Here is a 26,277-nt window from a genome sequence, read left to right on the forward strand (position 1 = left end):
GACCCGAGCGGGGGAGGGAGCGCGGCGCAGCGATGTTGCGCTTTCCCGCCTGCGGGCGCCTCTCAGCCGCGCAGCCCGTCCAGCGCGATATCGAGCGCCGTGCGGAACCGTCGGCAGCGCTCGTCCAGGCATTGCTGCGTTCCCGGGTCCATCAGCTGAACCACAAGGTTCTGATGGATCATGTCGAGCAGGATCGACGAGACCAGCGCGGTATCCGCCGGGCGGATCTCGCCGCGCAGAATCGCGCGGTCCAGCTCCGCCCGGACGATTCCCATCGCCCGCTGGCGCAGCTTGCGCATGAATTCGCGGGCCATCTCGGGCCGGGCCGGCGCCTCGGCGATGATGCAGCGGAAGATTTCCAGCGGCAGCGCCGTCGGGCATTCCTCGCGCGGCTCGAGGATCAGCGTCAGCCGCTCGGCCAGCGGCAGGCCCTCCGCCTCCGCGGGCAGGTCGCGGATGAACTGGCAGCCGACCTTGTCGAAATAGGCGGTGAACAGCGCGCCGCGGTCCTCGAAGATCTCGTAGAGCGTGCGCTTCGACATGCCGGCGCGCCGCGCGACTTCCGCCATGGTCAGGCTGCCCGCGCCGCCTTCCTCGTAGACCAGGTCGAGCGCGTCGAGCACCAGAGCGCGCCGCGCCGCCTGCCCCAGGGCGGCCGGCCTGCCGCGGCGGCGCATCTTGCCGCAAACCTCGGTAACCACAGCAATTCCTCCTTCAGCCACTCTGATCACGTCATCGTGATCCGAAACCCGGTCGCTTCCTCTGCCGCGCCGGGCTTGCCAAGCGGGGGATTCCGCATTTATGAAACCCCTGAGTTTCGTAATTCAAGACCAGGGGCCGCGCAAGGTTCCCGCACGCGGAGTGCCAGACATGTGTTCCACCCGAATTTCCCGTCCCCTCCCGGCCCTTGCGCTCGCTTTCTGCGCGCTGGCCCTGCCCGCCGCGGCGCAGCAGGGCGGCGGACAGCGCCCGCCGAGCCCGGTCACCGTCGTCACGCTGGACCCGCAGCAGATCACGCTGACCTCCACCCTGCCCGGCCGCGTCGTCGCCTCCGGCATCGCCGAGGTGCGCCCGCAGGTGGCGGGAATCATCACCGAGCGCCATTTCAAGGAAGGCAGCCATGTCGAGCAGGGCGACCTGCTCTATTCGATCGACCCGGCGACCTACGAGGCGGCGGTGAAGCAGGCCAAGGCCTCGGTCGCGGCGGCGGAAGCGTCGCTGGCCGCCACGCAGCGCGACGAGAAGCGGGTGTCCGAACTGCTCGACCGCCGCGTCGGCACGCAGCAGGCCGTGGATGACGCCCGCACCGAGCGCGAGCAGGCCGAGGCGCAGCTTCTTGTGTCGCAGGCGCAGCTGGCCTCCGCGCAGATCGAGCTGGACCGTACCTCGATCCATGCCCGCCTTTCCGGCGAGATCGGCCGGTCGGACGTGTCCGAGGGCGCGCTGGTGACCACCGGCCAGACCACCGCGCTGGCGGTGATCCGCAACATCGACACGGTCTATGTCGACGTGACCCAATCGGCTGCCGACGTGCTGCGCTGGCGCCGCCGCGGCGATGCCACGCAGCCGGGGGTCGAGGACCAGACGGTGCAGCTGCGCCTCGCCGACGGCACGGTCTACGAGCAGACCGGCACGCTGACCGCCGCCGAACCGCATGTCGACGAGCAGACCGGCGTTGTCGTGCTGCGCCTGACCTTCGACAATCCCGCCAAGCTGCTGCTGCCGGGCATGTATGTCCAGGTGGAGATGCCGACCGCGACCGTCAACGACGTCTATCTCGTGCCGCAGGAAGGCGTGACCCGCGACCGCCGCGGCAACCCGATGGCGATGGTGGTCAATTCCGAGAACGTGGTCGAGACGCGCCAGCTGGACATCATCCAGGACCGCGGCAACAGCTGGATCGTCGACAGCGGGCTGAACCCGGGCGACAAGGTGATCGTTGCCGGCCTGCAGAAGACCGCCCCCGGCGCCACCGTCGCCCCCCAGGAGCGCGAGGCCCCGGCCGACGCCTCCGGTGCCGCATCGGAATGAGCCGTCCCCACGGCCCGTTCTGATCCCCAGTTTCCCGGAGTACCTCCATGGCCCGCTTCTTCATCGACCGACCGATCTTTGCCTGGGTGATCTCGATCATCATCATGGGCATCGGCCTCCTGTCGATCTTCTCCCTCCCGGTCTCGCAATACCCGCAGATCGCGCCGCCCTCGGTGCAGATCCGCGCCACCTATCCCGGCGCCTCGGCCGAGACCGTCGCCAATACCGTCACCCAGGTCATCGAACAGCAGATGACCGGGCTCGACGGGATGCGCTACATGTCCTCGAGCTCTACCTCGGCGGGCTCGGCGCAGATCACCCTGACCTTCGAGACCGGCACCGATCCGGACATCGCCCAGGTCCAGGTCCAGAACAAGCTCAGCCAGGCCAGCTCGCTCCTGCCCGAGGCGGTGCAGCGCCAGGGCGTGACCGTGCAGAAAAGCTCGGCGGGCTTCCTGATGGTCGTGGGCCTCGTCTCCCCCGACGGCACGTTCCAGCAGGCCGACCTTTCGGACTACCTGGTGTCGAACCTCGTCGACGATCTCAGCCGGGTCGAGGGCGTGGGCAACGTGCAGGTCTTCGGCGGGCAATATGCGATGCGCATATGGCTCGACCCGGCCAAGCTCGCCGCCTACGAGCTGACCCCCTCGGACGTGGTTGCGGCTGTTTCGGAAGAAAACGCGCAGATTTCGGCGGGCGCCTTCGGCACCCGGCCGGCCCCCGACGGGCAGATGCTGAACGCCACGATCACGGCGCAGTCGCTGTTGTCGACGCCCGAGGATTTCCGCCAGATCGTGCTGCGCGCCGAAACCGACGGCGGGCTCGTGCTGCTCGATGACGTCGCGAAGGTGGAAATCGGCGCCGAGAACTACTCCACCATCGCCCATTACAACCGCGGTCCGTCCTCGGGCATGGCGATCAGCCTGGCGCCCGGCGCCAACGCGCTCGACACCGCGACGCGGGTGAAGGAACGCGTGGCGGAATTCGCCCGGTTCTTCCCGGAGGGCATGGAATACGTCATCCCCTTCGACACCACGCCCTTCGTCGAGATCTCGATCCACGAGGTGGTCAAGACGCTGATCGAGGCCATCGTGCTGGTGTTCTTCGTGATGCTGCTGTTCCTGCAGAACCTGCGGGCGACGATCATCCCCACCCTCGCAGTTCCGGTCGTTCTGCTCGGCACCTTCGGGATCATGGCCGCGCTCGGCTTCTCGATCAACACGCTGACCATGCTTGCCATGGTTCTGGCGATCGGCCTGCTGGTCGACGACGCCATCGTGGTGGTGGAGAACGTCGAGCGGATCATGCACGAGGAGGGCCTCGGCCCGGTCGAGGCCACGCGCAAGTCGATGGACCAGATCACCGGCGCGCTGATCGGCATCGCCATGGTGCTGTCGGCCGTGTTCGTGCCGATGGCCTTCTTCGGCGGCTCCACCGGCGTGATCTACCAGCAGTTCTCGGTCACCATCGTCTCGGCCATGGCGCTGTCGGTGCTGGTCGCGCTGACCCTGACGCCCGCGCTCTGCGCGACGATCCTGAAGAACACGCCGCACAAGAAGAAAGGCTTCTTCGGCCTCTTCAACCGCGGCTTCGACAAGGTGAACAACGGCTATGGCGGCTTCGTCGGCTACCTGGTCAAGCGTCCGCTGCGCGTCGGCCTCCTCTACCTGCTGATCGGCGCGGGCGTGGTGACGCTGTTCCAGCGCACGCCGACCGGCTTCCTGCCCGACGAGGACCAGGGCATCCTCTTCACCCTGATCCAGGCGCCGTCGGGCGCCACCGCCGAGCGCACCGAAGCGGTCGTGCGCCAGGTCGAGAACTACTTCCTCGACCAGGAATCCGAGAACGTCCAGGCAATGTTCGGCGTCACCGGCTTCTCCTTCGCAGGCCAGGGCCAGAACATGGGCCTCGCCTTCGTGCGGCTGAAGGACTGGGAGGAACGCACCCGTCCCGACCAGAGCGCCCAGGCCATCGCGGGCCGCGCCTTCCCGGCCTTCATGGGCATCCAGGACGCCATGGTCTTCCCGATCGTGCCGCCCTCGGTGATCGAGCTCGGCAACGTCTCGGGCTTCGACTTCTACCTGCAGGCGCGCGGCGGCCAGACGCACGAGCAGCTGCTGGAAGCCCGCAACCAGCTTCTCGGCATGGCTGCGCAGAGCCCGCTGATCGGCTCCGCCCGGCCCTCGGGGCTGGAGGATGCAGCGCAGTACAAGCTCGACATCGACTGGCGCAAGGCCGGCGCGATGGGGGTTTCGGCCTCCGACGTCGGCAACCTGCTGAACGTCGCATGGGCGGGCAGCTACGTGAACGACTTCATCGACAACGGCCGGATCAAGAAGGTCTATGTCCAGGGCGAGGCCGGATCCCGCGCAACGCCGTCGGACATCGAGCAATGGCGCGTGCGCAACGACTCCGGCGGGCTGGTGCCGTTCTCGAACTTTTCCGAAGGCATCTGGACCTACGGCCCGCAGGGCGTCGTGCGCTACAACGGCGTGCCCTCGATGCAGATCCAGGGCTCGCCCGCGCCGGGCGTGACCACCGGCGAAGCGATGGCGGAGATGGAGCGGCTCGTCTCGCAGCTGCCCGAGGGCTACAACCTGGCCTGGACCGGCCTGTCGCTGGAGGAAGTCGAATCCGGCAACCAGGCGCCGATGCTCTACGCTCTGTCGCTGGCTGCGGTGTTCCTGTCGCTCGCCGCGCTCTACGAAAGCTGGTCGATCCCCTTCGCGGTGATGCTGGCCATGCCGATCGGCGTGCTGGGCGCGCTGGCCGGGGCCTGGGTCGGCGGGTTCGAGAACGGCGTGTTCTTCCAGGTGGGCCTGCTGACCGTGATCGGCCTGACCGGCAAGAACGCGATCATGATCGTGGAATTCGCCCGCGACCGCTACACGGCCGGCGAGCCGCTGCTGGAGGCGGTGCGCGAGGCCTCGAAGCAGCGCTTCCGCCCGATCATCATGACCTCGATGGCCTTCTCGCTCGGCGTGCTTCCGCTGGTCCTGTCGACCGGCGCGGGCTCCGGCGGGCGGACGGCAATCGGCTCGGGCGTGCTCGGCGGCACGATCTCGGCGACCGTGCTGGGCGTGCTCTTCGTGCCGGTCTTCTTCGTGGTCGTGGCGCGTCTGACCCGTCGCCGGAATCCCGCCGCCGCGGCCCCGGCCGGACAGGCCTGATCCGCCGGCGGACCGGCTGCAAGGCGCAAGGGCAGGACCTCCGGGTCCTGCCCTTTTCCGTTGCCGCAGAGCCGACGACGCGACGATCCGGGCGCTTTCGGTCGGCGGCGGCTTGTGGCCCTATGCCCGCAGAACGGGGCGGCAGATCCGCCCGCGCAGGGGACAAGATGGCAGAAGCGATTTTCCATATCGGCATGGGCAAGACCGGGACCTCTTCGATCCAGGCAGCCCTGCTCGGCAATTCCGCGGCATTGGAGGCCGCCCGGACGCGCTACATGGGCATGTGGATGGAACATCTCGACCCTGCTTTCGGCGGCTTCGCGGGCTTCCTCAAGTTCCGCGACCAGCCGCAGGAGAATTTCGCGCCGCAAGCCGAACGGCTCGCGCGGATGATGGAGGAGGCCGGGCGGGACGGCGGGCCGCAGCGCTTCATCTTCTCCAACGAGGCCTATCTGCCGCTGCTCGGCACGTTCCGCCCGTTCTTCGCCGCGCTGGCGGAGCTGGTCGATCTCAGGATCGTCGCCTATGCCCGCCCCGCGGGCAGCTGGCTGCCTTCGGCCTGCGCGCAATGGGCGCTCCTGCACAAGACCAATGCCGGGCCGATCGAGACGCTCGGGGAGGCCGGCACGCGGCTGATGGTGCAGTACGAGCCGATCCCCCAGTGGCATGACATGTTCGGCGACCGGATGGTCCTCCGCCTCTTCCACCAGGGCATCGACATCCTGGAGGATTTCAGCACGGTGATCGGCGTGCCGCTGGGGTCGGACGGGTTCCAGCGCCAGGCAAGGCTGCCGATCTCCGACCAGATCCTGCGCGCGGCGATCAACAACCAGATGCAGCCGCCCTGCCTGCCGGACCTGGCCGAGCGCGTGTACCTGCCGCAGCCCCGCGGCGGCCTGACCGGATCGGTCTCGGGCAAGTTCCGCCACCTCTTCGACAACAGCCAGCTGCGCCCGGTGATCGACGCGCATGCGCCGATGCTGCGCGAGATCGAGGCCAAGACCGGGATTGACCTGATCTCGGAACCGATTGCCCCGACCCCGGCCTACGATGCCGGGCTGGTAGCCGACGAGCTGATCGGCAGCCTGCTCGACATCACGGCCCGCCAGGCGCTGCAGCTGCGCCGGTCGGAGAAGCGGATCGGCGAACTGGAAACGCGGCTGGAGGCGCTGGAGAAGCGCCTGTCCGGAGGCTAGCGGTCCCGCCTGCGGACCGGGCGGGCAGACTGCCTCTGCGCGGCGCGCGGCGCCGGACAGGTCAGGCGCCGGCGGAAGACATGCATTTCCGGGCAGACAATGGCGACCTGCACGCCTCCGGCTGTCGGCGCGTGACCGGTCGGCTGACGGCCACGGCAGCCGGGATCCGACCCTGCGCTTGCGGAACCGCCCGCCTCCCCGCCCAACCAGCTGGGGACCATGCAACCGGTCCGGCGCCATGCCGGCCGGGACCGGCATCGGGAATGCCAGCGCGGCTGTGCAAGCCCGGCCGCCTCTGACATGAGCCGCGGGCCGCTCCCGATCTCGGGCGCCGCCGCGGAAACGCCAGGCAGCCGGGTTCCCGCTTTCCGGCGCCCTTCCCTGCGGTCCCTCGCGGACCGCAACTGCCGGTCCGCGCCCGCGGGTCGTGTCCCGGCCGGCTAGCGGGCCGCCTCCAGCCGGTCGGCGATCAGGCCAAGCGGATGGCGAAGCACGCGCCCGGCCTGCCGGACGGCCTGGCAGCGGCAGGAAAACCCGGTCGCCGCCGCATCCTCCGCCCCGGCCAGCGGCGCGGCCCAGGACATGTCGAACAGCCGCTCCGACACCTCGCGGTGGCGCGCCTTGTGGCCGAACATCCCGGCCATGCCGCAGCAGCCCGTCGCCGGGGTTTCCGCAGCGATACCCACGGCCGCAAGGACCGCAGCCCAGTCCTTCCGCGCCGCAGGAGCCCCGGTTGCCTCGGTGCAATGGGCGAAAACCGTGGCGCTGCCCCCCGCGGCCTGCGGGAACGCCCTTCCGCCCGCCGCTTCGGCCGCCAGGAATTCCTGCGGCAGCATCACCTCCGGCAGCTTGCGCCCGGCCTTGGCGTAATCCTGCCGCAGCGCCATGACGAAGGCAGGGTCCAGCCCGATCATCGGCGCGCCGGTCTCCGCCCCCGCCTCCAGCGCCGCCTGCAGCCGGTCCGCCATCTTCGCGAAGCCCGCCCGGTCGCCCAGATCGCCCGCCAGCTTGCCCGCAGGCAGCATGTCGACGAAGCGCGGCCGGTAGCCGAGCGCCGCCAGACCGCGCCGCACGTCCTCCTGCGCCGCGCCGTCATAGAGCGCCGAGAACCAGTCCATCCAGACCAGAACCGTGCCCTCGGACAGGGCCCCCTGTCCCAGCTCCGCCACGCTGATCCGCGCCTCGGCAGGCAGCGGCCCGGCCAGTTCGGCGGGCAGGTCGGTCATCCCCATGGCCTTGCCCGCCAGCCCCGAAACCAGCGGCCAGACCGGCCGCAGCAGCGGAGCGGCGCGGATCATCCACGGGCTGAACCGCTCGCCCATCAGCGCCAGCCGGTCGGCGAGCGGGCGGGCATGGCGGGAATGGTAGTCCTCCAGGAAGGCCGCGCGCATCGCCGGGATGTCCACTTGCACCGGGCAGGTCGAGGCGCACGCCTTGCAGCCGAGGCAAGTGTCGAGCACGCCTAGGATCTCGGCCTCGTCCACCGTCTGCGTGCCCGTCCGCCGGTCCTCGTGCCACGCCCTGAGCGCATCGGCCCGGCCCTTCGGCGAATGGCGCAGGTCGCCGGTCGCCTTGAAGGACGGGCACATCGGCGTCGCGGCGGCATAGCTGAGGCACTGCGCGTTGCCGTTGCAGCGGAAGGCCTTCTCCAGCGGGTCGCCCTCGGGCGCGTTGAAGGGGCGGAACGGCGTGGTCGCGATCCCCATCACCGGCGCGCCGTTCGACACAAGCTTGCCCGGGTTGAACCGCCCCGCGGGATCGAAGGCGGCCTTCACGCCCTGCAGCGCGCGATAGGCCTCGGCGCCGATCCAGCCTTCCAGATAGGCACCGCGCACGCCCTTGCCGTGCTCGCCCCAGAAGATGCCGCCATGCCGGTTCACCAGCGCGAAAATCTCGTCCGAGACGGCCTGCAGCCGCGCCCGGTCGGCCCCGCTGTCGATATCCAAGGCGGGGCGGATATGCAGGCAGCCGACATCGACATGGCCGTAGATGCCGAAGCCGAGCCCATGGCTGCGCAGGATGCCGAGGAAGCCATCGAGGAAGTCGGGCAGCTCCTCGGGCGGCACGACGCAATCCTCGACGAAGGCGACCGGGCGGGCGCGGCCCTCGACCTTGCCCAGGAGCCCGACGCCGGCGGAACGGATCGCCCAGAGCTCGCGGATCTCCTCGGGGTCCCCGGCGACATGGACAGCGCGGATGCCCGGCAGGCCGGCCAGCCGGTCGCGGCAGGCGGCCAGCCGCGCGGCCAGGTCCTGCGGATCGTCGCCGTTGAACTCCACGAAAGTGTACGCCGGGGCGGTGCCCGCAGCGGGGCGCAGCGCCTCCGGCAGGCGGCCGAGCAGACCGGCATCGCCCGCCAGCTGCGCCACGCGCTCGTCCATCACCTCGATCGCGGTCGGGTCGTCGGCCAGCAGCGGCACCCCCGCCGCCAGCGAGTCGCGGAAACTTGCGAAGGCGGCAACGACCAGCCGCTTCTCCTTCGCCAAGGGGCGCAGCTTCAGCCGGAGCCGGGTGATCGGCCCCAGCGTGCCCTCGGAGCCGGGGAAGAGCCGCCACCACTCGAAGCCGCCCTCTTCGGGACAGGCACGTTCCAGATCATAGCCGGTGAAGCGCCGGTTCAGCCGTGGCGTGGCGGCAATGAAGGCGTCGCGGCCCGCGCGTGCCGCCGTCTCGGCTGCGTCCAGCATCGGCCGCGCCCAATCCGGGGCGGGCGCGAGGCTGGACACCAGCCCCTGACCGCGGGCAATCTCCACGCCGATGAGGTTGTCCGACGTCTTGCCGTAGACGCGCGACCCCTTGCCCGAGGCATCGGTCGAGACCATGCCGCCGACCACGCAGCGGGTCGAGGTGGAGGTCTCGGGCGCGAAGAACACGCCATGGGGCCTGAGCTGCGCGTTGAGGTCGTCGAGCACGATGCCCGGCTCGACATCCGCCCACTGCCCCTCCGGATCGACCGCGATCAGCCGGTGCATGTGGCGCCGCATGTCGAGGATCACGCCGCGGTTCAGGCTCTGCCCGTTGGTGCCGGTGCCGCCGCCGCGCGCGGTCAGCGGGATCGCGTCGAAGGGCGGCGTCTCCAGCACGGTCATCGCCGCCACCACGTCGGCGGCATCCATCGGCGCGAGGATCAGGTCGGGCAGGATGCGGTAGACCGAGTTGTCCGTCGACATGGCCGCGCGCAGGGCGCTGTCGCGCTCGATCTGCCCGCGGAACCCGGCATCCTCCAGCGCGGCGGGCAGGCGGGACAGGCTCTGGCGGAAAGCGGGGTCTTGGGCGGTCACGTGGGGCACTCCTTCGGGTCGGGCGCATATTGACCGCTCGGGCAAGTTCTTTGAAATGGAAAGTTATGAAGACAGATTCGGAAAACACGAATTTCAGCCTGCGCCAGCTGCGCGCCGTCCATGCAGTCTGGACCGAGGGCAGCTTCGCCCGCGCCGCCGACCGGCTGGGCGTGGTGCCTTCGGCGCTGTCCGAAACCGTCCGCCAGCTGGAGGAACTGGCCGGAGGGCCGCTCTTCGACCGCCGCAGCCGCCCGCCGGAGCCGACGCCGCTGGGGCTGGGCTTCCTCGAGGAGACCCGCCCGCTGCTCGCCGCGCTCGACGGCGCGGTCCGGCACATGCGCGCGCGCGCCCGCGGGCTGGAGGGACGCCTGCGGATCGGCGCGGCGCCTTCGGCGATCTCGCCGCTGGTTGCCCCGGCGCTGGCCGCCTTCCGCCGCCTGCATCCGGGCATCGCGGTCACGCTGCATGACGACATCGCCGAGACGCTGGCGCGGATGGTCGCCGAAGGCGGGCTCGACCTCGCGATCGCCGGGCGCGCGCGCAGTTCCCCCGAGCTGGAGCAGCGCGAGATCGGCGGCGATCCCTTCGTGCTGACCTGCCATGCCGACCACCCTTTCGCCGCTGCCGGCGCCCCTGTCGCCGTGGACCGGATCGACCCGGCCGAGCTGATCCATCTCAGCGCCGATACCGGCACGGCGCGGCTGCTGGCCGAATGCGCCGCCCTGCCCGGGCCGCTGAAATCCGGGCCGCTGCAGACCCATTCTACCATCGCCCAGCTCTGTCTCGTGCGCGCAGGCGCGGGCATCGCCATCCTGCCGCGGAATGCCGCCGAGCTGTTCGGCGATCCCGCGATCCGCCTCCTGCCGCTGGCCGGCCTGGCGCTGGACCGGCGGCTCTGCCTGATCCTGCCCAAGCGCCGCCTGCCCGCGCCGCCGGTCGAGGCCTTCCTCGCCGAACTCTCCCGGCGCGGCCTGAACGTCACCGGCTGAGTTCTGCGCACCGCCCCCGAGGTTGGGCAAAACCTACCCGTTTGAACAGGCGACGGCCGAAGGAAAAGCCCCGCGGCGCTTCCCGGAGCGGGCGCCCGGACCCAGTGCGGGCATGGGCAGCTGGCCTGCGAGCGCCAATGCCCGCGATCTCGGAAGGCCGAGGCGGACAAGGCGTTCGGAGCTCCGGCTTCGACCGGGCCGCGAGGCCACCTTTCCCGGGCCGAGACGAGGCCGCCCGCATCGTCCGCTGGCCCATTTCCGCGCGCCTGCGGCGCAACCCTTCTGTCCGGTGCCACGGTCAAAGCGCGCCGGACGGCAGCGCAGGCCATCATCCGCAGCTTGGCGCCCAGTCCGGCGCGGGGAGAGCCGGCGGACCGATCTTCTGCCCATCCCGCCGCAGCTGCCCAACCGGCCGACTTGCACGCGAACAGTGTCGGCGCGGGCGGATGCGCGCCTCCGGACCATCGGCATCTCGGGCAACCGCTGCCGGACCTCGCGGAGGCTTCGGCCGATGAACCGCAAGAACGCCCGGTGCCAGGCGCCGGAAACATCCGGCAGCCCCGCGCAGGTCCGGCACCGGCACACGTCCCGCGCCTCCGCCCCGGCAAACGGCCGCCGACGCAGGCGCCGCCACGGCATGCATGCGCTCCGCTGCCATTGCCGGGGCGGCGGGACAGGGCGTTCCGGAACATCGCGTGGCAAAGCTTCCCGTTGCCATCCCTGTGTCGCGGGTTTCCGGCAATCCGGGCCTTCCGGACAGCCGCTCAGCCCGGTCCTGGCGAGGATCCCGGGACCGGTCCGCATGCTGCCGCAGCGTTCTGTTCCGGCCCGGCGGCGATTGTCTCCCGCGGGCCAGGCATCGCCGCAACCGCGATGGCCGGACGGCCCCGCGCCGATGCGCCAGCCGCGCCCGCCCTGCCGCGCCGTGCCGCAGGGCCTGCACCCGCGCGGACCTCGACCGGCTGCGGCGCCGCTGCTAGATCCGTCGGGCGGGCCACGGTGGCGCCCGGAGGATAGCCGATGACAGCGATGCCTGCGCCGCCGCCGCGCCGCGCGATCCGCCTTGCCTTTCTCGGCGGCATCTGCGCGCATCTGCTGACCATCGGCATCGCGCGCTTCGCCTACACGCCGCTGCTGCCCGCGATGCAGGCGGAGGCCGGGCTGACCCAGCAGGGCGCGGGGCTGCTCGGCGCGCTGATCTATGCGGGCTATCTTTCGGCCGTGCTGCTGCTGGCCGGACTGCGCGATCCCCGGCTGCGGCTCGGCGTGTTCCGGGCCTGCCTGGTCCTCGCCGTCCTCAGCACCGCGATGATGGGCCTGACCGCGCATCCCTGGCTCTGGGCCATCTCGCGCTATCTCGGCGGGCTGAGCGGGGCGGGCGGCATGCTGCTGGCGGCCGAGTTCATCCTCGGCTGGCTCTGCCGCAACGGCGCGCGGCCCGACCTGGGCCCGCATTTCATGGGACTGGGCCTCGGCATCTGCCTCAGCGGGCTTGTGGTACTGCTGCTCGGCGGCAGCCTCGGCTGGGCCGGGCAATGGGGCGTCTTCGCCGTGCTCGCGGCCGTGCTGCTGCCCGCCGCCTGGATGCTGACGCCGGTGCCGGAACCGATGGCGCCTGCCGCGGCCGGGACGCATGCCCCCAGCCCCGCCCCCGGCGCGAGGCGCTGGTTCTGGCTCTTCGGCGCGGGCTATCTCGCGGCCGGCTGGGGCTATGCGGTCGGCGCCACGTTCTGCGTCGACATCCTCGCGGCGGGCGGCCATGGCGGCGGCACGGCTGCGGCAGCCTGGATCGTGCTCGGCCTCGCCAATGCGGCAGGTGCCATGGCCGGCTCGGTCGTCTCGCGCTGGTACGGGCTGATGCCGGTGCTGTTCGGCGCCATGGCGCTGCAGGCGCTGTCGCTGGCCGGGCTGGCCGCTGGGGGCGGGATCGTCTTCGCCTATCTCTCGGCCATCGTCTTCGGCGCCGCCTTCGTCGTGGTCGTGGCGCTGTCGCTGCTGCTCGCCGGGCTGCGCATGCCGGGCGCCTCCGGGCAGGCGATGGCGCGGATGACCCTGCTCTACGGCACCGGCCAGATCCTCGGACCCCTGGCCACGGCAGAGCTGGCGGGGCGGAGCGGCGGCTATGCGCTGCCGCTCCTCGTGTCGGCGGGCCTCACTGCGCTCGGCCTCGCCGCGATGGCGGCGGCGGGCGGGCGGCAGGACCCGGGCTGAGCGTGGCTCAGCCCTCGATCAGTGCCGCGGTGACGATCACCTCGACCTTCAGCACGTCGCGGGCAAGCTTCGCTTCGCCGCAGGCCCGCGCCGGAGCATGGCCCTCGGGCACCCAGGCATCCCAGACCGCGTTCATCTCGTCGAAATCCTTCATGTCGGCGAGCCAGACGATGGCCTGGAGGATGTGCTCGCGGCTGGAACCTGCTTCCTTCAGCAGGGCATCGACCCGCGACAGGCAGTCCTCGGTCTGCGCGGTCACGGTCTCGCCCGCGCCGACCTGGCCGCACAGATAGACCGTGCCGTTGTGCTTGACGATCTTGCTCATCCGAGCGCCGGTATGGTGACGTTCGATCATCGGAGAGGTCCTTTCCCGTTCCATGGTTCCGGCCCGCAGATAGCAGCCCTCCCGCCCGGCCGGTAGTGCGGCGATGGCGCGGGCCGGCTGGCGATGATGCCGGAAGATGCCGCAGGTCCAGAGCTGTGCGAGCGGCCCGGCACCTCCATCGCTTTGCCTGCAGGCGCTGCTGCGCGGGCGGATGGATGCCGAGGCGGCGATGGCCCGGGCGGCCTTCTGCGGGAGGCAGCTGGACATCCTCGATCATCGTCGCTTGCCGCGGCCCGGATCGGGTCGTGGTCCGCGTATCCCGCCTCGGGACATGCCGGGCCTGGCCGGAGCGCAATGCCATCCGGCCCCCGTCCCTCAGGCAGTACCCGCCGAGATCTGGGGAGCTTGCGCCATGACCCTAGGGTAGATCGACGAAGGTATCTTGGGATCCTTGGGCCGCCCCGTCGCCGCGGACGCGGAGCGTGACGCGGCAAGCGCGCCCGTTCGCGTGCCAAGGCGAGGGAGTGCCCGAGCCCGCCAGTCCGGCCTTCGCCGTGACCCCTGGCGACAGCAAGCCTCCGCGGGGTGAAGGATAGCCCGGCCCGGAACACCGCAGGGGCCGGGAAAGGCGGCGGGCCCTGCCCGTTCCCCGGACGACCGTGTCGGCGGACCCGTGGCCGAGGAGACCGGCAGGCTGCCTGCGGCCCGGGCCATGCAGTCCGGCATCAATCCTGCCACCGCCCCCGGAAGAACCAGGCTGCCGGGGCAGGATCGTGCCACACCAGCTTCGGGACGCCGTCAGATATGGAAGGACACGCCCTCGTCCGCAAAGCCGCCGCCGAGCGCGAAGACCGTGCCGTCCGCGCGCCAGCAGGCCGCGCCGGTCATCACGCCCTCGGGCCCGAAGCCGATCGCGTTCATGCCGCCGCCGATATGCGGGACGATCCTGACATCGTGGCCCTTGGCGCGCAGCGCCTCGGCGTGGTGCTGGTAGGCCGGTTCCAGCTCGACATGCGCGCCCTCGGTCCAGATCCGCGGCGCCTCGACCGCCTGCTGCACGCTCATGCCGTGCTCGATCAGGTTCAGGATCGCCTGCATCGCCGAGGGGAAGATCCGCAGCGCGCCGGGCAGGCCAAGCGCGAAGCGCGGCTTGCCGTCCTTCAGCACGATCATCGGCGCCATCGAGGTCGGCACCCGCTTGCCCGGCGCGATCGACAGCGCCTTCCCGGGGTGCGGATCGAAATTGTACATGTAGTTGTTCGGGATGATCCCGGTCTCCGGCACCATGAAGCGCGCGCCGAAGAGCCCGTTGATCGTGTGCGTCGCCGACACGATCATGCCGTCGCCATCGGCCACGGTGATATGGGTGGTGTTGTTGCTTTCGTAGCCCGGCGGCACCTCGCCCGTCCCGCCAGCCCCGCGCATCCGCGCGCGGCAGGCCTCGCCATAGGCCTTGGAGACGAGCTTTTCCACCGGGATGTCGACGAAATCGGGGTCGCCCGAGGCCGCGCGGCGGTCCTCGAAGCCGATCCGGATCGCCTCGGCCACCAGATGCAGCCGCTCCGCGGAATCGAAGCCCATCGCCGCCAGGTCGTAGCCTTCGAGGATGTTCAGCATCTGCGCGACATGCACGCCCGAGGAGGCGGGCGGCGGCGGGCCGACGATGTCATGGCCACGGTAGCTGCCGAAGATCGCGTCGCGCTCGCGCGCCTCGTAGCCCGACAGATCCGCCATCGAGACCAGGCCCTCCGAGGCCCCGTCCTGCGCCAGCCGGTCGGTCAGCGCCTGCCCCAGCGCACCGCCATGCAGCGCCTCCGCCCCCTCGCGCGCGATCAGCCGCAGGCTTTCTGCATAGTCGCCCTGCACGATCCGGTCGCCCGCCTTCGCGGGCGTGCCGCCGGGCAGGAAGATCGCCGAGATCACCGGGTCGCGGATCATGTCGGCGGCGTGGCGCTCGATGTTCGAGCTCAGGTAGTGCGTCGCGCGGAAGCCCTCGGCGGCCCAGCGGATCGCCGGGGCGATGACATCGGCGAAGGGCAGCGCGCCATGGGCGGCATGCATGGCACACCAGCCGCGCAGGTTGCCGGGCACCGCCACAGAAGCCGGGCCCACCAGGTTGCGTCGGCCGTCGGTCTCCATGTAGTCGGGCAGATTGTCGGAGACCGGGCGGAACTGGTCGGCCCGCGCCGCCGCGGGCGCCTGCGAGAGGCAGTCATAGACGGTGTGCCGCCCGTCGGGCAGGCGCAGATGCGCGACGCCCCCGCCCGCGATGCCGACCATCATCGGTTCCACCACGGTGAGCGCCAGAAGCGCCGCGACCGCGGCATCGACCGCGTTCCCGCCGAGCGCCAGCATCTCCTGGCCAGCTGCGGAACCCAGCGGATGGTTGGTCACGACGACGCCGCGCGCCGCGGAGGCAGGCATCTTGCGGCAGGCGAAAGGCAGCGGGAGGGGGGCGGAGGTCATCTGGATCGTCTTCTTCTTCCGGCGGTCACCGGCACCCGCACCTGCCCCTCGCGGACAGGACCGGGAGTCCGGCCATGCATTGCCACATGAAAATGTGGTTTCGGGCAAATTAGCCGCGACCCCGGCAGAGGTCACGGAAAAATCTGACGCAGCCAGCAGCCTGCCGCCAGATGCGCTTCCGGCTGCCCGGATTCCCGGCATGGACGTGGCAAACCCGCCTGCAACCATGCCCGGATCGGGGTTATGGATGAATTTTCAGGCAATCTATATGACCGATCGCTCAGTTTTTCGCCTACCGGGCGTGCATAACCCGCGAATCTTGACCTCACGGCTGCTTTGCCATGGACAGGCATCACATAAATGACCGATCAGTCACTCATGATTGCACGTTCGGTCAAAACTGCACGACAGACGCAGCCGCCGATGCAGCCGCCACCAGACGCCCCGGCACGGTCCGGGCCCAAGAGGAGACATCAGATGGCCCTTGCAGCCAAACTTGCCAAGCTCGCCGCCGGCGCCGCCCTCGGTGCCATGCTGGCCCTGCCCGCCGCCGCGCGCGACATCAAGATCGGCCATTTCGGCACGCCCGGCACGCCCTTCGACGACGGCGTCGAGTACTTCATCTCGAAGGTGGACGAACTGTCCGGCGGCCGCATGACCGTCAAGAACTTCCCCTCGGGCCAGCTCGGCAACGAGGCGCAGCAGATCGGCGCGCTGCAGGGCGGGCTGCAGGAGATGCTGATCACCTCCTCCACGAACCTGATCAAGTACAACGAGCTGTTCCAGGTCATCGACCTGCCCTTCGCCTTCGCCGACGACGCCGCCACCGACAAGGTTCTGCTGGGCGACCTGGGCAAGGAAATGCTGGCCGGGCTCGACGGCTCGGGCATGCACGGGCTGATGTACATGGACAACGGCTTCCGCGACCTGTCGAACTCCAAGCACCCGATCGAGAGCCTCGCGGACTTCAAGGGCCTGACCTTCCGCGTCATCGGCGCCCCGGTCTTCATCGACACCTTCTCGGCGCTCGGCGCGAACCCGGTGCCGATGCCCTTCCCCGAGGTCTACACCGCGCTGGAAACCGGCACCGTCGACGGCCAGGACAACCCGCTGCTGACCGTGCGCGACATGAACTTCTACGAAGTGCAGGACTACCTGACCACCTCGAAGCACGCATATTCGACCCTGGTCATGCTGGTCAGCCAGCCCTGGTGGAACAGCCTGTCCGACGAGGACAAGGGTATCCTGCAGGAAGCCGCCGACCGCACCGCCGTGGAAAACCGCAAGGTGATGCGCGCCGCCGTGGCCGATGCCAAGGCCTTCCTCGCAGACGAGGCCGGGCTGCAGATCTCGGAATTCTCGCCCGAGGCGCTGGAGGAGATCCGTGCAGCCGTCGCGCCGGTCACCGAGAAGCTGCTGACCGACAAGACCCGCCCGCTCTACGAGAAGATGCAGGCCGTCCTCGCCGAGTGATCCGACAAACGGGACCGGCCGCCCCGCCGGTCCCGCCTTTCCAGGGAGCCCCCCGATGCCCGTGCTGCGCCTCGCCGAGAAATGCCTCGAAGCGCTCGTCGCCCTCCTGCTCTTCGTTCTGGTGGCGATGGTCTTCACCAATGTCATGCTGCGCTTCTTCCTCAATTCCGGCATCGTCGTGACCGAGGAACTGTCGCGCATCGCGCTGAGCATCCTGATCTTTTCCGGTGCCGTCCTCGCGCTGATCCAGCAGCGCCACATCGCCATGACGCTGGTCGTCGACCGCCTGCCCGAAGTGCTGCGCAAGGCGCTGGTCCTGCTGACCGGCGCGGTCATGCTCTACGGCAACTGGCTGCTGGCCAAGGGCGCGTGGATGCAGGCCAAGCTGAACTTCTCGGCGTCCTATCCGATCTCCGGCCTGCCCTCGGCGACGATCTATGTCGTGGCGACGCTGGCAGGCGCCGCGCTGGCCGCCGTGGTGGCGGTGCGGATGGCGCTGATCCTCTCGGGCCGGATGCCCTCCGCCCGCTTCTTCCAGGCGGCTTCGGCCGATATCGCGGAGTGACCGCCCCGTGACCTTCGTCATCTTCCTTTCCGTCCTGATCCTCGGCATCGTCGCGGGCCTGCCCATCGCCTGGGCGCTGATCGCCTGCGGCATCGCGCTGATGCTGCATCTGGACTATTTCAACGCCCAGATCGTCGCCCAGAACATGATCCTGGGCACCGACAACTTCATCCTGCTGGCGATCCCATTCTTCATCCTCGCGGGCGAGCTGATGAACCGCGGCGGGCTGTCGCGGCGGATCATCGAGGTCGCGATGTCGGCCTTCGGCCATGTCAACGGCGGGCTGGGCTACGTTGCCATCGCCGCCTCGCTGGTGATGGCCTCGCTCTCGGGCTCGGCAATCGCCGACAGCGCCGCGCTGGCCGCGATCCTGATCCCGATGATGAAGCTCGGCAACTATCCCGAGGGGCCCTCGGGCGGGCTGCTGGCCGCGGGCGGCGTGATCGCCCCGGTCATCCCGCCCTCGATCGCGCTCGTGGTCTTCGGCGCCATCGCCAACATCTCGATCAGCGGGCTCTTCATGGCCGCCATCGTGCCGGGCGCGCTGATGGCGCTGTCGCTGGTGCTGGCCTGGCGCTACGTCTCGCGCGGCGGCGGATTCGCCACGCTGGAGAAGAAGAGCCGCGCCGAGACCCTGCGCGCGCTCTGGCTGGCGATCCCGGCGCTGGTCCTGCCCGTCGTCGTCATCGGCGGGCTGCGCGCGGGCGTCTTCACCCCCACCGAGGCCGCGGTGATGGCCGCTGTCTATGCCGCCGCCGTCGGCGCCTTCGTCTACCGCGAGCTGACCGCGAAGGCCTTCTACGAGGCGCTGGTCGAGGCGGGCAAGACTTCCGCCGTGGTAATGTTCCTCGTCGGCACCTCGATGGTCTCGGCCTGGCTGATCACCATCGCCAACCTGCCCGACCAGGTGATCGCGTTCCTGTCGCCCTTCCTCGGCGCGCCGCGGCTGCTGGTCGGCATGGTCGTGCTGCTGACGCTGCTTCTGGGCATGGTGCTCGACTTCACGCCGCTCAGCCTGATCCTGATGCCGATCGTCATCCCGCTGGCCAAGGCGGCTGGCATCGACCTGACCTATTTCGGCGTGGTCTTCACCATTGCCGGGGCGCTCGGGATGCTGACCCCGCCGGTCGGCAACGTGCTGAACGTGGTGGCGGGCGTGGGCCAGGTGCGGCTCGACCGGATCATGACCGGCGTGCTGCCCTTCCTCTTCGCCGAGATTGCCGTTCTGGTGCTGCTGGTGCTCTTCCCCGGCATCGTGACCGTGCCGCTCGGCCTGCTGCGCTGATCCCTCCAAGGCGCAGCAAGAAGGCCGCCATTCCCGCGAATGGCGGCCTTTTCCGTTCGGGGGAAGGCTGTCAGCCGCGCCAGCCGCGCGCCCGCGCGACCGCGCCGCCGAAACGCGCCAGCCGTCCCGTCCGGTCGCAGTCCCGCGGCACGATCACGGCGCGCGGCGGAGCGGCAGGCAGCGCCGCCCCGATGCCGACCGCGGCCAGCTGCGCGGCGCCGAAGGCGGTGAGCTCCTCGGTCGCGGGCAGGACGATCTCGGCCCCGGTGACATCGGCAAGGAAGCGGCACAGATAGTCCGAGCGCGTCAGCCCGCCATCGACGGAGATCCGCTTGACCGGCTTGTCACCGGCCATCCGCGCCGCGATCTCGGCGGCGCGCAAGGCGATGCCTTCGACCAGCGCCTGCGCCATGTCGGCCCGGGTCGTCGCTCCGGTCATGCCGATGAAAAGCCCTGCCGCGGACCCGTCCCAATGCGGGGCGGCCAGCCCGGCGAGCGCGGGGACGAAGGCTAGATCCCGGTCGATGGCAGCAGGCGCATCGAAGCCCGACAGTGCCTCCGGCCCGTCGACGAGCCCGATCCGCATCGCCCATTCCACCGCCGCGCCGGCGGCATGCACGCCGCCTTCCAGAGCATAGGTCGTGTCGCCGCCAATCTGCCAGGCGACGGTCGGCAGCAGCCCCGACTCCGTCTCGGCTTGCGGCAAACCATCGGCCAGTGCCAGCGCGAAAGCGCCTGTGCCGAAGGTGATCTTGGCATCGCCCGTTGCGCGGCAGCCATGGCCGTAGAGCGCCGCCTGCTGGTCGACAACCGCCGCGGTCACGGGCATCCCGTTGATCGCGCCGAAATCGGCAACTGTGGGACGGATCGGCGGCAGACATTCGATTGGCACGCCAAACAGCGCGCAAAGCTCCGGGTCCCATTGCCCGGTCGCCAGCGACATCAGCGAGGTCCGCGACGCCGTGGTGATGTCGGTCGACGCCTCTCCGGTGAGGTTCTGCAGGAAATACGCATCCGTCGTGCCGAGCCGCAGCCGCCCCGCCCGATGCGCCGCCTGCACCGGCGCTGAAGTTTCCAGAAGCCAGCCAAGCTTCGAGGCGGAGAAATACGGATCGAGCGGCAGCCCGGCGCGGGCGCGCACGAAGGCTTCGCGCTGCGCCATCTCCGCCAGCCGCGCCTCGGTCCGCCGGTCCTGCCAGACGATGACCGGCGACAGCGCCTCGCCGGTCACCGCGTCCCAGGCCAGGCAGCTTTCGCCCTGGTTCGACAGCGCGATGGCATCGACCGGCCCGGCCGCATCGAGCACCGCGCGGAGATTGGCCAGCAGCTCGGCCGGATCATGCTCCACCCGGTCGGCCGCGGGGAAATGCTGCTCATGGCGGACCGCGCGGACGATCTCCGCCCTGCCGCCGTCATCCGCCACCAGCCCGCGGGTCGAGGTCGTGCCCTGGTCGAGCGCAAGGATCCGCATGGCTCAGCCCTCCCGGTCCAGCCGGACGACGAGCTGGCCCGGCAGCACGTCCAGCGCCGGCACGTCGAGGCGCAGGGACGCTTCGGGCGCGGCAGACACGCTGGCCGCGGCGAGTTCGCGGCCCGACGGCTCGGCCAGCACCAGCCGCCCCTTTGCAGCCCCTTCGGCGCGCAGGTTCAGCGTGACCGGACCCTCGCCCGCCACGAGGCGCTGCGGCACGGCATAGCGGAGCCCCGGCCCCAGCGTCAGCGGCACCGGCGCGGCCGCCGGCGCCTCCCCGGCCAGATCGGCGGCGATGCGGCCGGCGATGCGGCGGCCCTCGGCCCAGCAGTAGCCGGCGGTTTCCACCGGATGCAGCACGTTCCCGGCCACGAAGACGCAGGGGTCCGAGCTGCGGAAGGCGCCGTCGATCTCGGGGCCCAGAGTTCCGGCATCCAGCGCCAGCCCGCTGGCGCGCGCCAGCGCCGCCTCGGGCGTGAAGCGCCCCGAGAAGATCACGCCGTCGCAATCGATCCGCCGTTCCGCGCCGGAGGCCTCGCGGAGGCGCAGCCCGGTGACGCGGGTCTTGCCCTCGATCGCGACGATCTCGGCCCCCGTGACCAGCGGCACCCCGAACATGCGGTTGGCCAAGGCGTAGAAGCGCGGCCCCTGCACCCGGCCGCGGCTTTCCACCATGGCGGCGGGGCGGATTCCGTGGCGGCGGCAGCTGAGGACCGCCGAATAGGCGACCATCTCGCTGCCGACGATCACCGGGCGCGAGAACGGCGAGCGGCCTTCTTCGTAGAGGAAGGATTGCAGCGCGGCGGTGTTCATCACGCCGACCGGACGCAGCCCCGGCACCAGGGCCGCGGCGCGGGTGGTCTCGCGGTTGCCGGTGGCCAGCAGGATGCGTTTCGCCGCCAGGGTCTCCGCCCCATCCGTCGTGGCCAGCTCCAGCACGCCGCCGGGCCGGATCGCGGTGACGGTGCAGCGGGTGCGGATTTCGACACCGGCAGCCAGCGCCGTGCCGACGAGGCGCCGCGCATAGGCCGGGCCGGTCAGCACGCGGCGGAATTCGCGCATGCCGAAGGGCGGGTGGCCGCAATGGCGGGGAATGCCCCCGGCCACGCCGAAGCGCTCCAGCACCACGACCCGCCCGACGCCGAGGCGGCGCAGCTCGGTCGCGGCAGCCAGGCCCGACGGCCCGCCGCCGATGACGGCGACATCCAAGTCCATCGCGCTCATGCCTTGTCCTCCGGAACGATCGGCGCGCGCAGGCGGCCCTCGCTCAAGGTTGCAATCCGGGCGAGGCAGTTGAAGCCCTGGCAGCGGCCCATGGCACAGCGCGTGCGGCGGCGCAGACCGCCGAAATCGCCGGGCGGCAGCGGACTGTCCAAGGCCGCGCGGATCTCGCGGCCGGTGACCATCTCGCAATGGCAGACGATGCCGTCATGGCCCGGGGCCTGCCAGTCGCGCGGCAGATGCTCGGCCAGGTTCGGCATGACCGGCACCGGCGGATCGGCGGGCGGCACCGCCGCCCCGTCCCAGAGCGCGAAGACATGGCGCGCAATGCCGAGCGCCGCGGTCAGCCCGGTCGAGCGGATGCCTCCGGCGCAGTAATAGCCCATCTCCGGCACGGCATGGACGCGGTAGTCCTTCTGTTCGGTCGCGGGACGCAGCCCGGCATAGACGGCGGCAACAGGCATGCCGGCCAGCGCCGGGACCAGCTCGGCCGCCTTGGCGACCAGCGCCTCCAGCTCCGGGCGGGTCACGTCGGGGCGGTCGCGGTCCTCCTGCTCTTCCGCGGTCGGTCCGACCAGCAGGTTGCCGAAGACGGTGCGGGTCAGCACGACGCCCTTGGTGCGGTCGTTCGGCACCGGCAGAAGGATCGTCCGCAGCAGCGCGCCCGAGGCCTTGTCGAAGACCACGAACTGGCCCTTTCGCGGGCGGATCTCGAAACGCGACGCGCCGAGCAGCAGCGCCTCGATCCGGTCGCCCTGGTTGCCGGCGCAATTGACCACGCTGCGGGCCGTCACCGTTTCGCCTCCGGCCTCCAGCCGCCAGGTGCCGCCCGCGCGCTCCGCGGAGGTGACCGGCGCGCCGAACAGGAAGCGCGCGCCCAGCATCTTCGCCTGGGTCGCATAGGCCAGAGGCGCCGACCAAGGGTCAATCAGGTATTCGCGCGGCACCAGCAGCGCGGCGCGGATGCCCGGCGCGATCTGCGGCTCGCGCGCCAGGACGGCCTCCCGCCCGATGATTTCCGCGTCCGCCACGCCGTTGCCATGGGCCTGGGCCAGCAGGTCGGGCAGCCGCGCCTCTTCCTCGTCCGTCCAGGCCGCGACCATGGCGCCGGTTTCCAGCACCGGCAGGTTCATCGCCGCGCGGATCTGCATGTATTCGTCATAGGCCGCCTGCATGCAGCCGAGCTCGAGCGAGCCCGGCGGCGCGTCGAAGCCGGTATGCAGGATCGCGCTGTTCGCCTTCGAGGCGCCCGACAGGATGTCGGTCCCCGCCTCGATCACGGCCACCTTGGCGCCTTCCAGCGCAAATCTCCGCGCCATCGCGCAGCCGACCACGCCGGCCCCGATGATCGCCACATCCACGTCTGCCTCAGCCAAGAGCGGCCTCCGTCATCTTTCCGCGCCTCCACGAACGGGAGGCTGATTAAGTTGACTCGTGCACTTTTTTGACCGTTTCCACAATATTGCGGCAAGGCCCGCCGCCGAATTCACGGCCTCTGCCCGCCGGATGCGTCAAATTTCATCGCTCGCGGCCGGATTCAGACCTCTGCCACGACGATTTCAACCCCGGCGGCACGGAGTTCCGCGGCCAGCTCGGCAGGCGGCTCGCGGTCGGTGACCAGCCGGTGGATGGCGGAAAGCGGCGCGACCTCGAAGACCGCGGCGCGGCCCAGCTTGCCGTGATCGGCCAGCACGGTCACCGTCTCGGCCCGCGCCACCATGGCGCGCGCCATCTCGGTCTCGCGCAGGTCGTAATCCATGATTTCCGAACCGGTCAGCCCGCCGATGGTCAGCACGGCATGCTGCGCCTTGAAGCGCGAAAGCTGCTCGATGGCCAGCGCGCCGAGGGTTTCGCGGCCCTCCGCGGCCATTTCCCCGCCCAGCAGGTAGAGCCGGTGATGCGCCTCGGCGCGGGCGAGGATGCCCGCAACCTCGGTGGAATTGGTGATCACGGTCAGGCCGCGGCGCCGGGCCAGCGCGCGGGCGAAGGCGATGGTGGTGGAGCCGGTATCGACGAAAAGGACGGCGCCTTCCTCGAACAGCTCGGCCGCGCAGCGTCCGATCGCGGCCTTTTCCGCGGATTGCGCCGCCATGCGCGCGTCGAAGCTGCCTTCGACCGGCGCGCCCTCGGGCACCAGCGCAGCCCGCCGCGCGCCGCCATGGATCTTGCGGACCTGCCCGCAGGCGTCGAGCTCGTTCAAGTCGCGCCGGATGGTCTCGCGCGAGGTATCGAAGCGTTCGGCAAGATCGACGACCTGGACCTCGCCCTGCTCCTCGACGAGCTGCAGGATCATGTCGCGGCGGGCAGATGGCTTCATGGTCGTCCTTCCGGTTCGGGGCGCGGGCGGGCCGTTTCTGACGATATGGTCAGCCAGGCCGCCCGTTTCCACAAATGCCGGAAATTCCTCCGTCCCGCAATCGCCTTGCCCGCGTCACAGCGGCCAGAAGAGCGGGATCAGCAGGATCGTCGCCGCCCCGACGATGATGTTCATCGGCAGGCCGACCCGCAGGAAGTCGGAAAAGCGGTAGCCCCCGGCATTGTAGACCAGCGTGTTGGTCTGGTAGCCGATCGGCGTGGCGAAGCTGGCGGAGGCGGCGAACATCACCGCGATCAGGAAGGGCCGCGGATCGACGCCGAGCCGCGCGGCCAGCCCGGCCGAGATCGGCACCATCAGCACGGCGACCGCATTGTTGGTCACCAGCTCGGTCAGGATCGAGGTCGCGATGTAGACCAGCGCCAGCGCGATCAGCGGATTGCCCGCCGACAGGAACGGCGCCAGCCAGTCGACGATCATCGCCACCGCGCCGCTGCGGTCCAGCGCGGCGCCGATCACCAGCATGGAGACGATCAGCAGCAGGAGCCGCCCGTCGACCGCGCCCATGCCCTCCTCGCCGTCGACGCAGCCGGTGGCCAGCACCGCCGCCGCGCCAACCAGCGCCAGCGACAGGATCGGCGCGACATCGAACGCCGCGAGCCCGACCACGGCCAGCAGCACCGCGATGGCAATCGGCGCCTTTCCGCGGCGGAATCCGCGCGCGGCGGTCTCGGACAGCAGGACCAGCCGCTGGTCCTCGGCCAGCCGCTCCAGGTCCGAGGGGGCGCCTTCGACCAGCAGCGTGTCGCCGGGCACCAGCCGCGTTTCCTCGAGTCCGCCGACCGCGCCGCCATGGCGGTGCAGCGCCAGCGGATAGACCCCGAAGCGGCGGCGCCAGTGCATCGTGCCGAGGCTGCGGCCCGCCGCCTTGGCACCGGGCACCACGAGCAGTTCCATGACACGGGTGCGCCGCACCGGGCCGGAGGTCAGGCCGGGCAGGTCCGCCCCCTTCGCGGCGCCCTCGCGGAAGCCCATCAGCTCGGTCTCGCGGGTCTTCACGACCACCGTGTCGCCCGGCTCCAGCCGCACGGCGCCGAGGTCGCGGCGCAGCGAGACATCGGCGCGGATCACGTCGATCACCCGGCTGCCGCCGCGCTTCAGCGCCGCGATCTCCAGCGGCGCGCTGCCCAGCAGCGGAGAGCCTTCGGGGATCGTCAGGTTGACCAGCCAGGACCGGCCCTGGCGGCGGTCGAGCGCGGCGGCCATGGTCTGGCGCTCCGGCAGCAGCCGAGGGGCGGCAACGGCGAGGAAGAGCGCGCCGATCGCGGCGACGCAGAGGCCGAGCGGCGCGACCTCGAACAGGCCGAAGGGCGCGAGCTGCAGGTCGCGCGCCATGCCGTCGACCAGCAGGTTCGTCGAGGTGCCTATCATCGAGACCGTGCCGCCGAGGATCACCATGAAGGACAGCGGCATCAACAGGCGCGAGGGCGTGCTGCCCACCTGCCGCGCCAGCGCCGCGGCGACCGGGATCAGCACCATGACCACGGGGGTGTTGTTGACCAGCGCTGAGGACGCCGCCGCGGCGAAGAAGAAGAGCAGCACGGCCAGGCGCGGGCGGCTGCCCGAGAGGCGGCCGAGCCCGGCGGTCAGCGCCTCGAGCGCACCGGTGCGGACCAGCGCGGCGCTGAGGACGAACATCGCGCCGATCGTGGCGGGGGCCGGGTTGGCGATGGCGGCGAGCACCTGCTCGGGCCCGACAAGGCCGAGGGCCAGCGCGGCCGCCGCGCCGGTGAAGGCGACGATGTCGGCGGGCCAGCGCTCGGACAGGAAGGTGGCGAAGACGCAGGCGATCAGCGCAAGCGCCAGATAGGGGGCAAGGAAACCGGGGTCGATAAACATGGAAAGGCCGTTGAGGGAGGGACGGGAAACCCGGCTGCGGCGCCGCCGGGGCGCGGACCGGGGTCTCTGGAATGGCTGGGTCTGAAAAGTCCTTCGGGCGGAATGGCCGAGACCCGATTATAGAGAGGCGCGGAGACCCCGGCAATCGGCCGCTGCGGCCCCGCCCCGGCGGCGGCGCGAAACCGGCGGATATCGGGCGGCGGCGCGGCCTTCCCGGCGTCCGGTGCCGCGAAAACGGGCAATTCCGGCGGGCCCCGCCCCTGCGCGGGCCCCGCGGAACCGTTCGAACGCAAACGTCACAAAACGGATAACGGCACGACGCAAAACTGTCATGGCGGCCCGCTAGGACCCGCCGGAACAGCAAACGGGGGCAGCCATCC

At 70.7% G+C, this 26,277-nt stretch carries 17 protein-coding genes; 8 read left to right on the forward strand and 9 right to left on the reverse strand.

Going from position 1 to position 26,277, the window contains the following annotated elements; translation table 11 throughout:
- Positions 1-62 precede the first annotated feature (62 nt).
- On the reverse strand, positions 63-701 hold the full coding sequence (locus HCC78_RS34435; RefSeq protein ID WP_172327640.1) for a TetR/AcrR family transcriptional regulator: 639 nt from the start codon (positions 699-701) through the stop codon (positions 63-65).
- Positions 702-870: 169 nt separating this feature from the next.
- Between HCC78_RS34435 and HCC78_RS04995 the strand changes: the two genes are divergently transcribed.
- The 3 genes from HCC78_RS04995 (at position 871) to HCC78_RS05005 (ending at position 6,397) form a co-directional block, all read left to right on the forward strand.
- On the forward strand, positions 871-2,031 hold the full coding sequence (locus HCC78_RS04995) for an efflux RND transporter periplasmic adaptor subunit (protein ID WP_172327641.1): 1,161 nt from the start codon (positions 871-873) through the stop codon (positions 2,029-2,031).
- A gap of 47 nt (positions 2,032-2,078) precedes the next feature.
- A complete protein-coding gene (locus HCC78_RS05000) occupies positions 2,079-5,201 on the forward strand; it encodes an efflux RND transporter permease subunit (protein WP_172327642.1) in 3,123 nt (1,040 codons plus the stop codon).
- Between the two features lie 167 nt (positions 5,202-5,368).
- Positions 5,369-6,397 carry a hypothetical protein gene (locus HCC78_RS05005; RefSeq protein WP_172327643.1) on the forward strand — a complete coding sequence of 343 codons (1,029 nt, stop codon included), beginning with the start codon at positions 5,369-5,371 and terminating at the stop codon, positions 6,395-6,397.
- 440 nt (positions 6,398-6,837) lie between these two features.
- On the opposite strand, the gene HCC78_RS05010 is transcribed toward HCC78_RS05005, so the two are convergent.
- Complete coding sequence (locus HCC78_RS05010; protein WP_172327644.1) at positions 6,838-9,678, reverse strand: FAD-linked oxidase C-terminal domain-containing protein; 2,841 nt, start codon at positions 9,676-9,678, stop codon at positions 6,838-6,840.
- 65 nt (positions 9,679-9,743) lie between these two features.
- Here HCC78_RS05010 and HCC78_RS05015 point away from each other — a divergent pair, with 65 nt between their 5' ends.
- Both HCC78_RS05015 and HCC78_RS05020 read left to right on the forward strand, forming a co-directional pair.
- Positions 9,744-10,667, forward strand: coding sequence for a LysR family transcriptional regulator (locus HCC78_RS05015; protein WP_172327645.1), 924 nt, complete (start codon positions 9,744-9,746; stop codon positions 10,665-10,667).
- A 1,020-nt stretch (positions 10,668-11,687) separates the two neighbouring features.
- Positions 11,688-12,878: a YbfB/YjiJ family MFS transporter gene (locus HCC78_RS05020; protein ID WP_172327646.1), complete on the forward strand. Its 1,191-nt coding sequence runs from the start codon at positions 11,688-11,690 to the stop codon at positions 12,876-12,878.
- A gap of 7 nt (positions 12,879-12,885) precedes the next feature.
- On the opposite strand, the gene HCC78_RS05025 is transcribed toward HCC78_RS05020, so the two are convergent.
- Entirely contained in the window at positions 12,886-13,233 is a 348-nt protein-coding gene (locus tag HCC78_RS05025; protein ID WP_172327647.1) for a RidA family protein, read from the reverse strand.
- 768 nt (positions 13,234-14,001) lie between these two features.
- Positions 14,002-15,669 (reverse strand): gamma-glutamyltransferase, encoded by a 1,668-nt coding sequence (ggt, locus tag HCC78_RS05030; protein ID WP_172327648.1) that lies wholly within the window; start codon positions 15,667-15,669, stop codon positions 14,002-14,004.
- Between the two features lie 477 nt (positions 15,670-16,146).
- On the opposite strand from ggt, the gene HCC78_RS05035 reads away from it, so the two are divergent.
- From HCC78_RS05035 to HCC78_RS05045, 3 genes are read left to right on the forward strand one after another with little or no spacing between them, the layout of a single operon-like run.
- Positions 16,147-17,142 (forward strand): DctP family TRAP transporter solute-binding subunit, encoded by a 996-nt coding sequence (locus tag HCC78_RS05035; RefSeq protein ID WP_172327649.1) that lies wholly within the window; start codon positions 16,147-16,149, stop codon positions 17,140-17,142.
- A 55-nt stretch (positions 17,143-17,197) separates the two neighbouring features.
- Positions 17,198-17,707: a TRAP transporter small permease gene (locus tag HCC78_RS05040; RefSeq protein WP_172327650.1), complete on the forward strand. Its 510-nt coding sequence runs from the start codon at positions 17,198-17,200 to the stop codon at positions 17,705-17,707.
- 7 nt (positions 17,708-17,714) lie between these two features.
- Positions 17,715-18,992 (forward strand): TRAP transporter large permease subunit, encoded by a 1,278-nt coding sequence (locus HCC78_RS05045; RefSeq protein WP_172327651.1) that lies wholly within the window; start codon positions 17,715-17,717, stop codon positions 18,990-18,992.
- Positions 18,993-19,062: 70 nt separating this feature from the next.
- Here the strand turns inward: HCC78_RS05045 and HCC78_RS05050 are convergent, their stop codons facing one another.
- The 5 genes from HCC78_RS05050 to HCC78_RS05070 all read right to left on the reverse strand — a co-directional run bounded on the left by HCC78_RS05050 (position 19,063) and on the right by HCC78_RS05070 (position 25,897).
- Positions 19,063-20,463, reverse strand: a complete 1,401-nt coding sequence (locus tag HCC78_RS05050; RefSeq protein WP_172327652.1) for an FGGY family carbohydrate kinase — start codon at positions 20,461-20,463, stop codon at positions 19,063-19,065.
- 3 nt (positions 20,464-20,466) lie between these two features.
- Positions 20,467-21,687 carry an NAD(P)/FAD-dependent oxidoreductase gene (locus tag HCC78_RS05055; RefSeq protein WP_172327653.1) on the reverse strand — a complete coding sequence of 407 codons (1,221 nt, stop codon included), beginning with the start codon at positions 21,685-21,687 and terminating at the stop codon, positions 20,467-20,469.
- Positions 21,684-23,060 (reverse strand): NAD(P)/FAD-dependent oxidoreductase, encoded by a 1,377-nt coding sequence (locus HCC78_RS05060; protein ID WP_253949035.1) that lies wholly within the window; start codon positions 23,058-23,060, stop codon positions 21,684-21,686. Before HCC78_RS05060 ends, HCC78_RS05055 begins: the two co-directional genes overlap by 4 nt.
- Before the next feature lie 161 nt (positions 23,061-23,221).
- Entirely contained in the window at positions 23,222-24,001 is a 780-nt protein-coding gene (locus tag HCC78_RS05065; protein ID WP_172327654.1) for a DeoR/GlpR family DNA-binding transcription regulator, read from the reverse strand.
- 114 nt (positions 24,002-24,115) lie between these two features.
- Positions 24,116-25,897: an SLC13 family permease gene (locus tag HCC78_RS05070; protein WP_172327655.1), complete on the reverse strand. Its 1,782-nt coding sequence runs from the start codon at positions 25,895-25,897 to the stop codon at positions 24,116-24,118.
- Positions 25,898-26,277: the final 380 nt, after the last annotated feature.

It is taken from the genome of Mangrovicoccus sp. HB161399 (genome assembly GCF_013184745.1).
Classification (GTDB): domain Bacteria; phylum Pseudomonadota; class Alphaproteobacteria; order Rhodobacterales; family Rhodobacteraceae; genus Mangrovicoccus.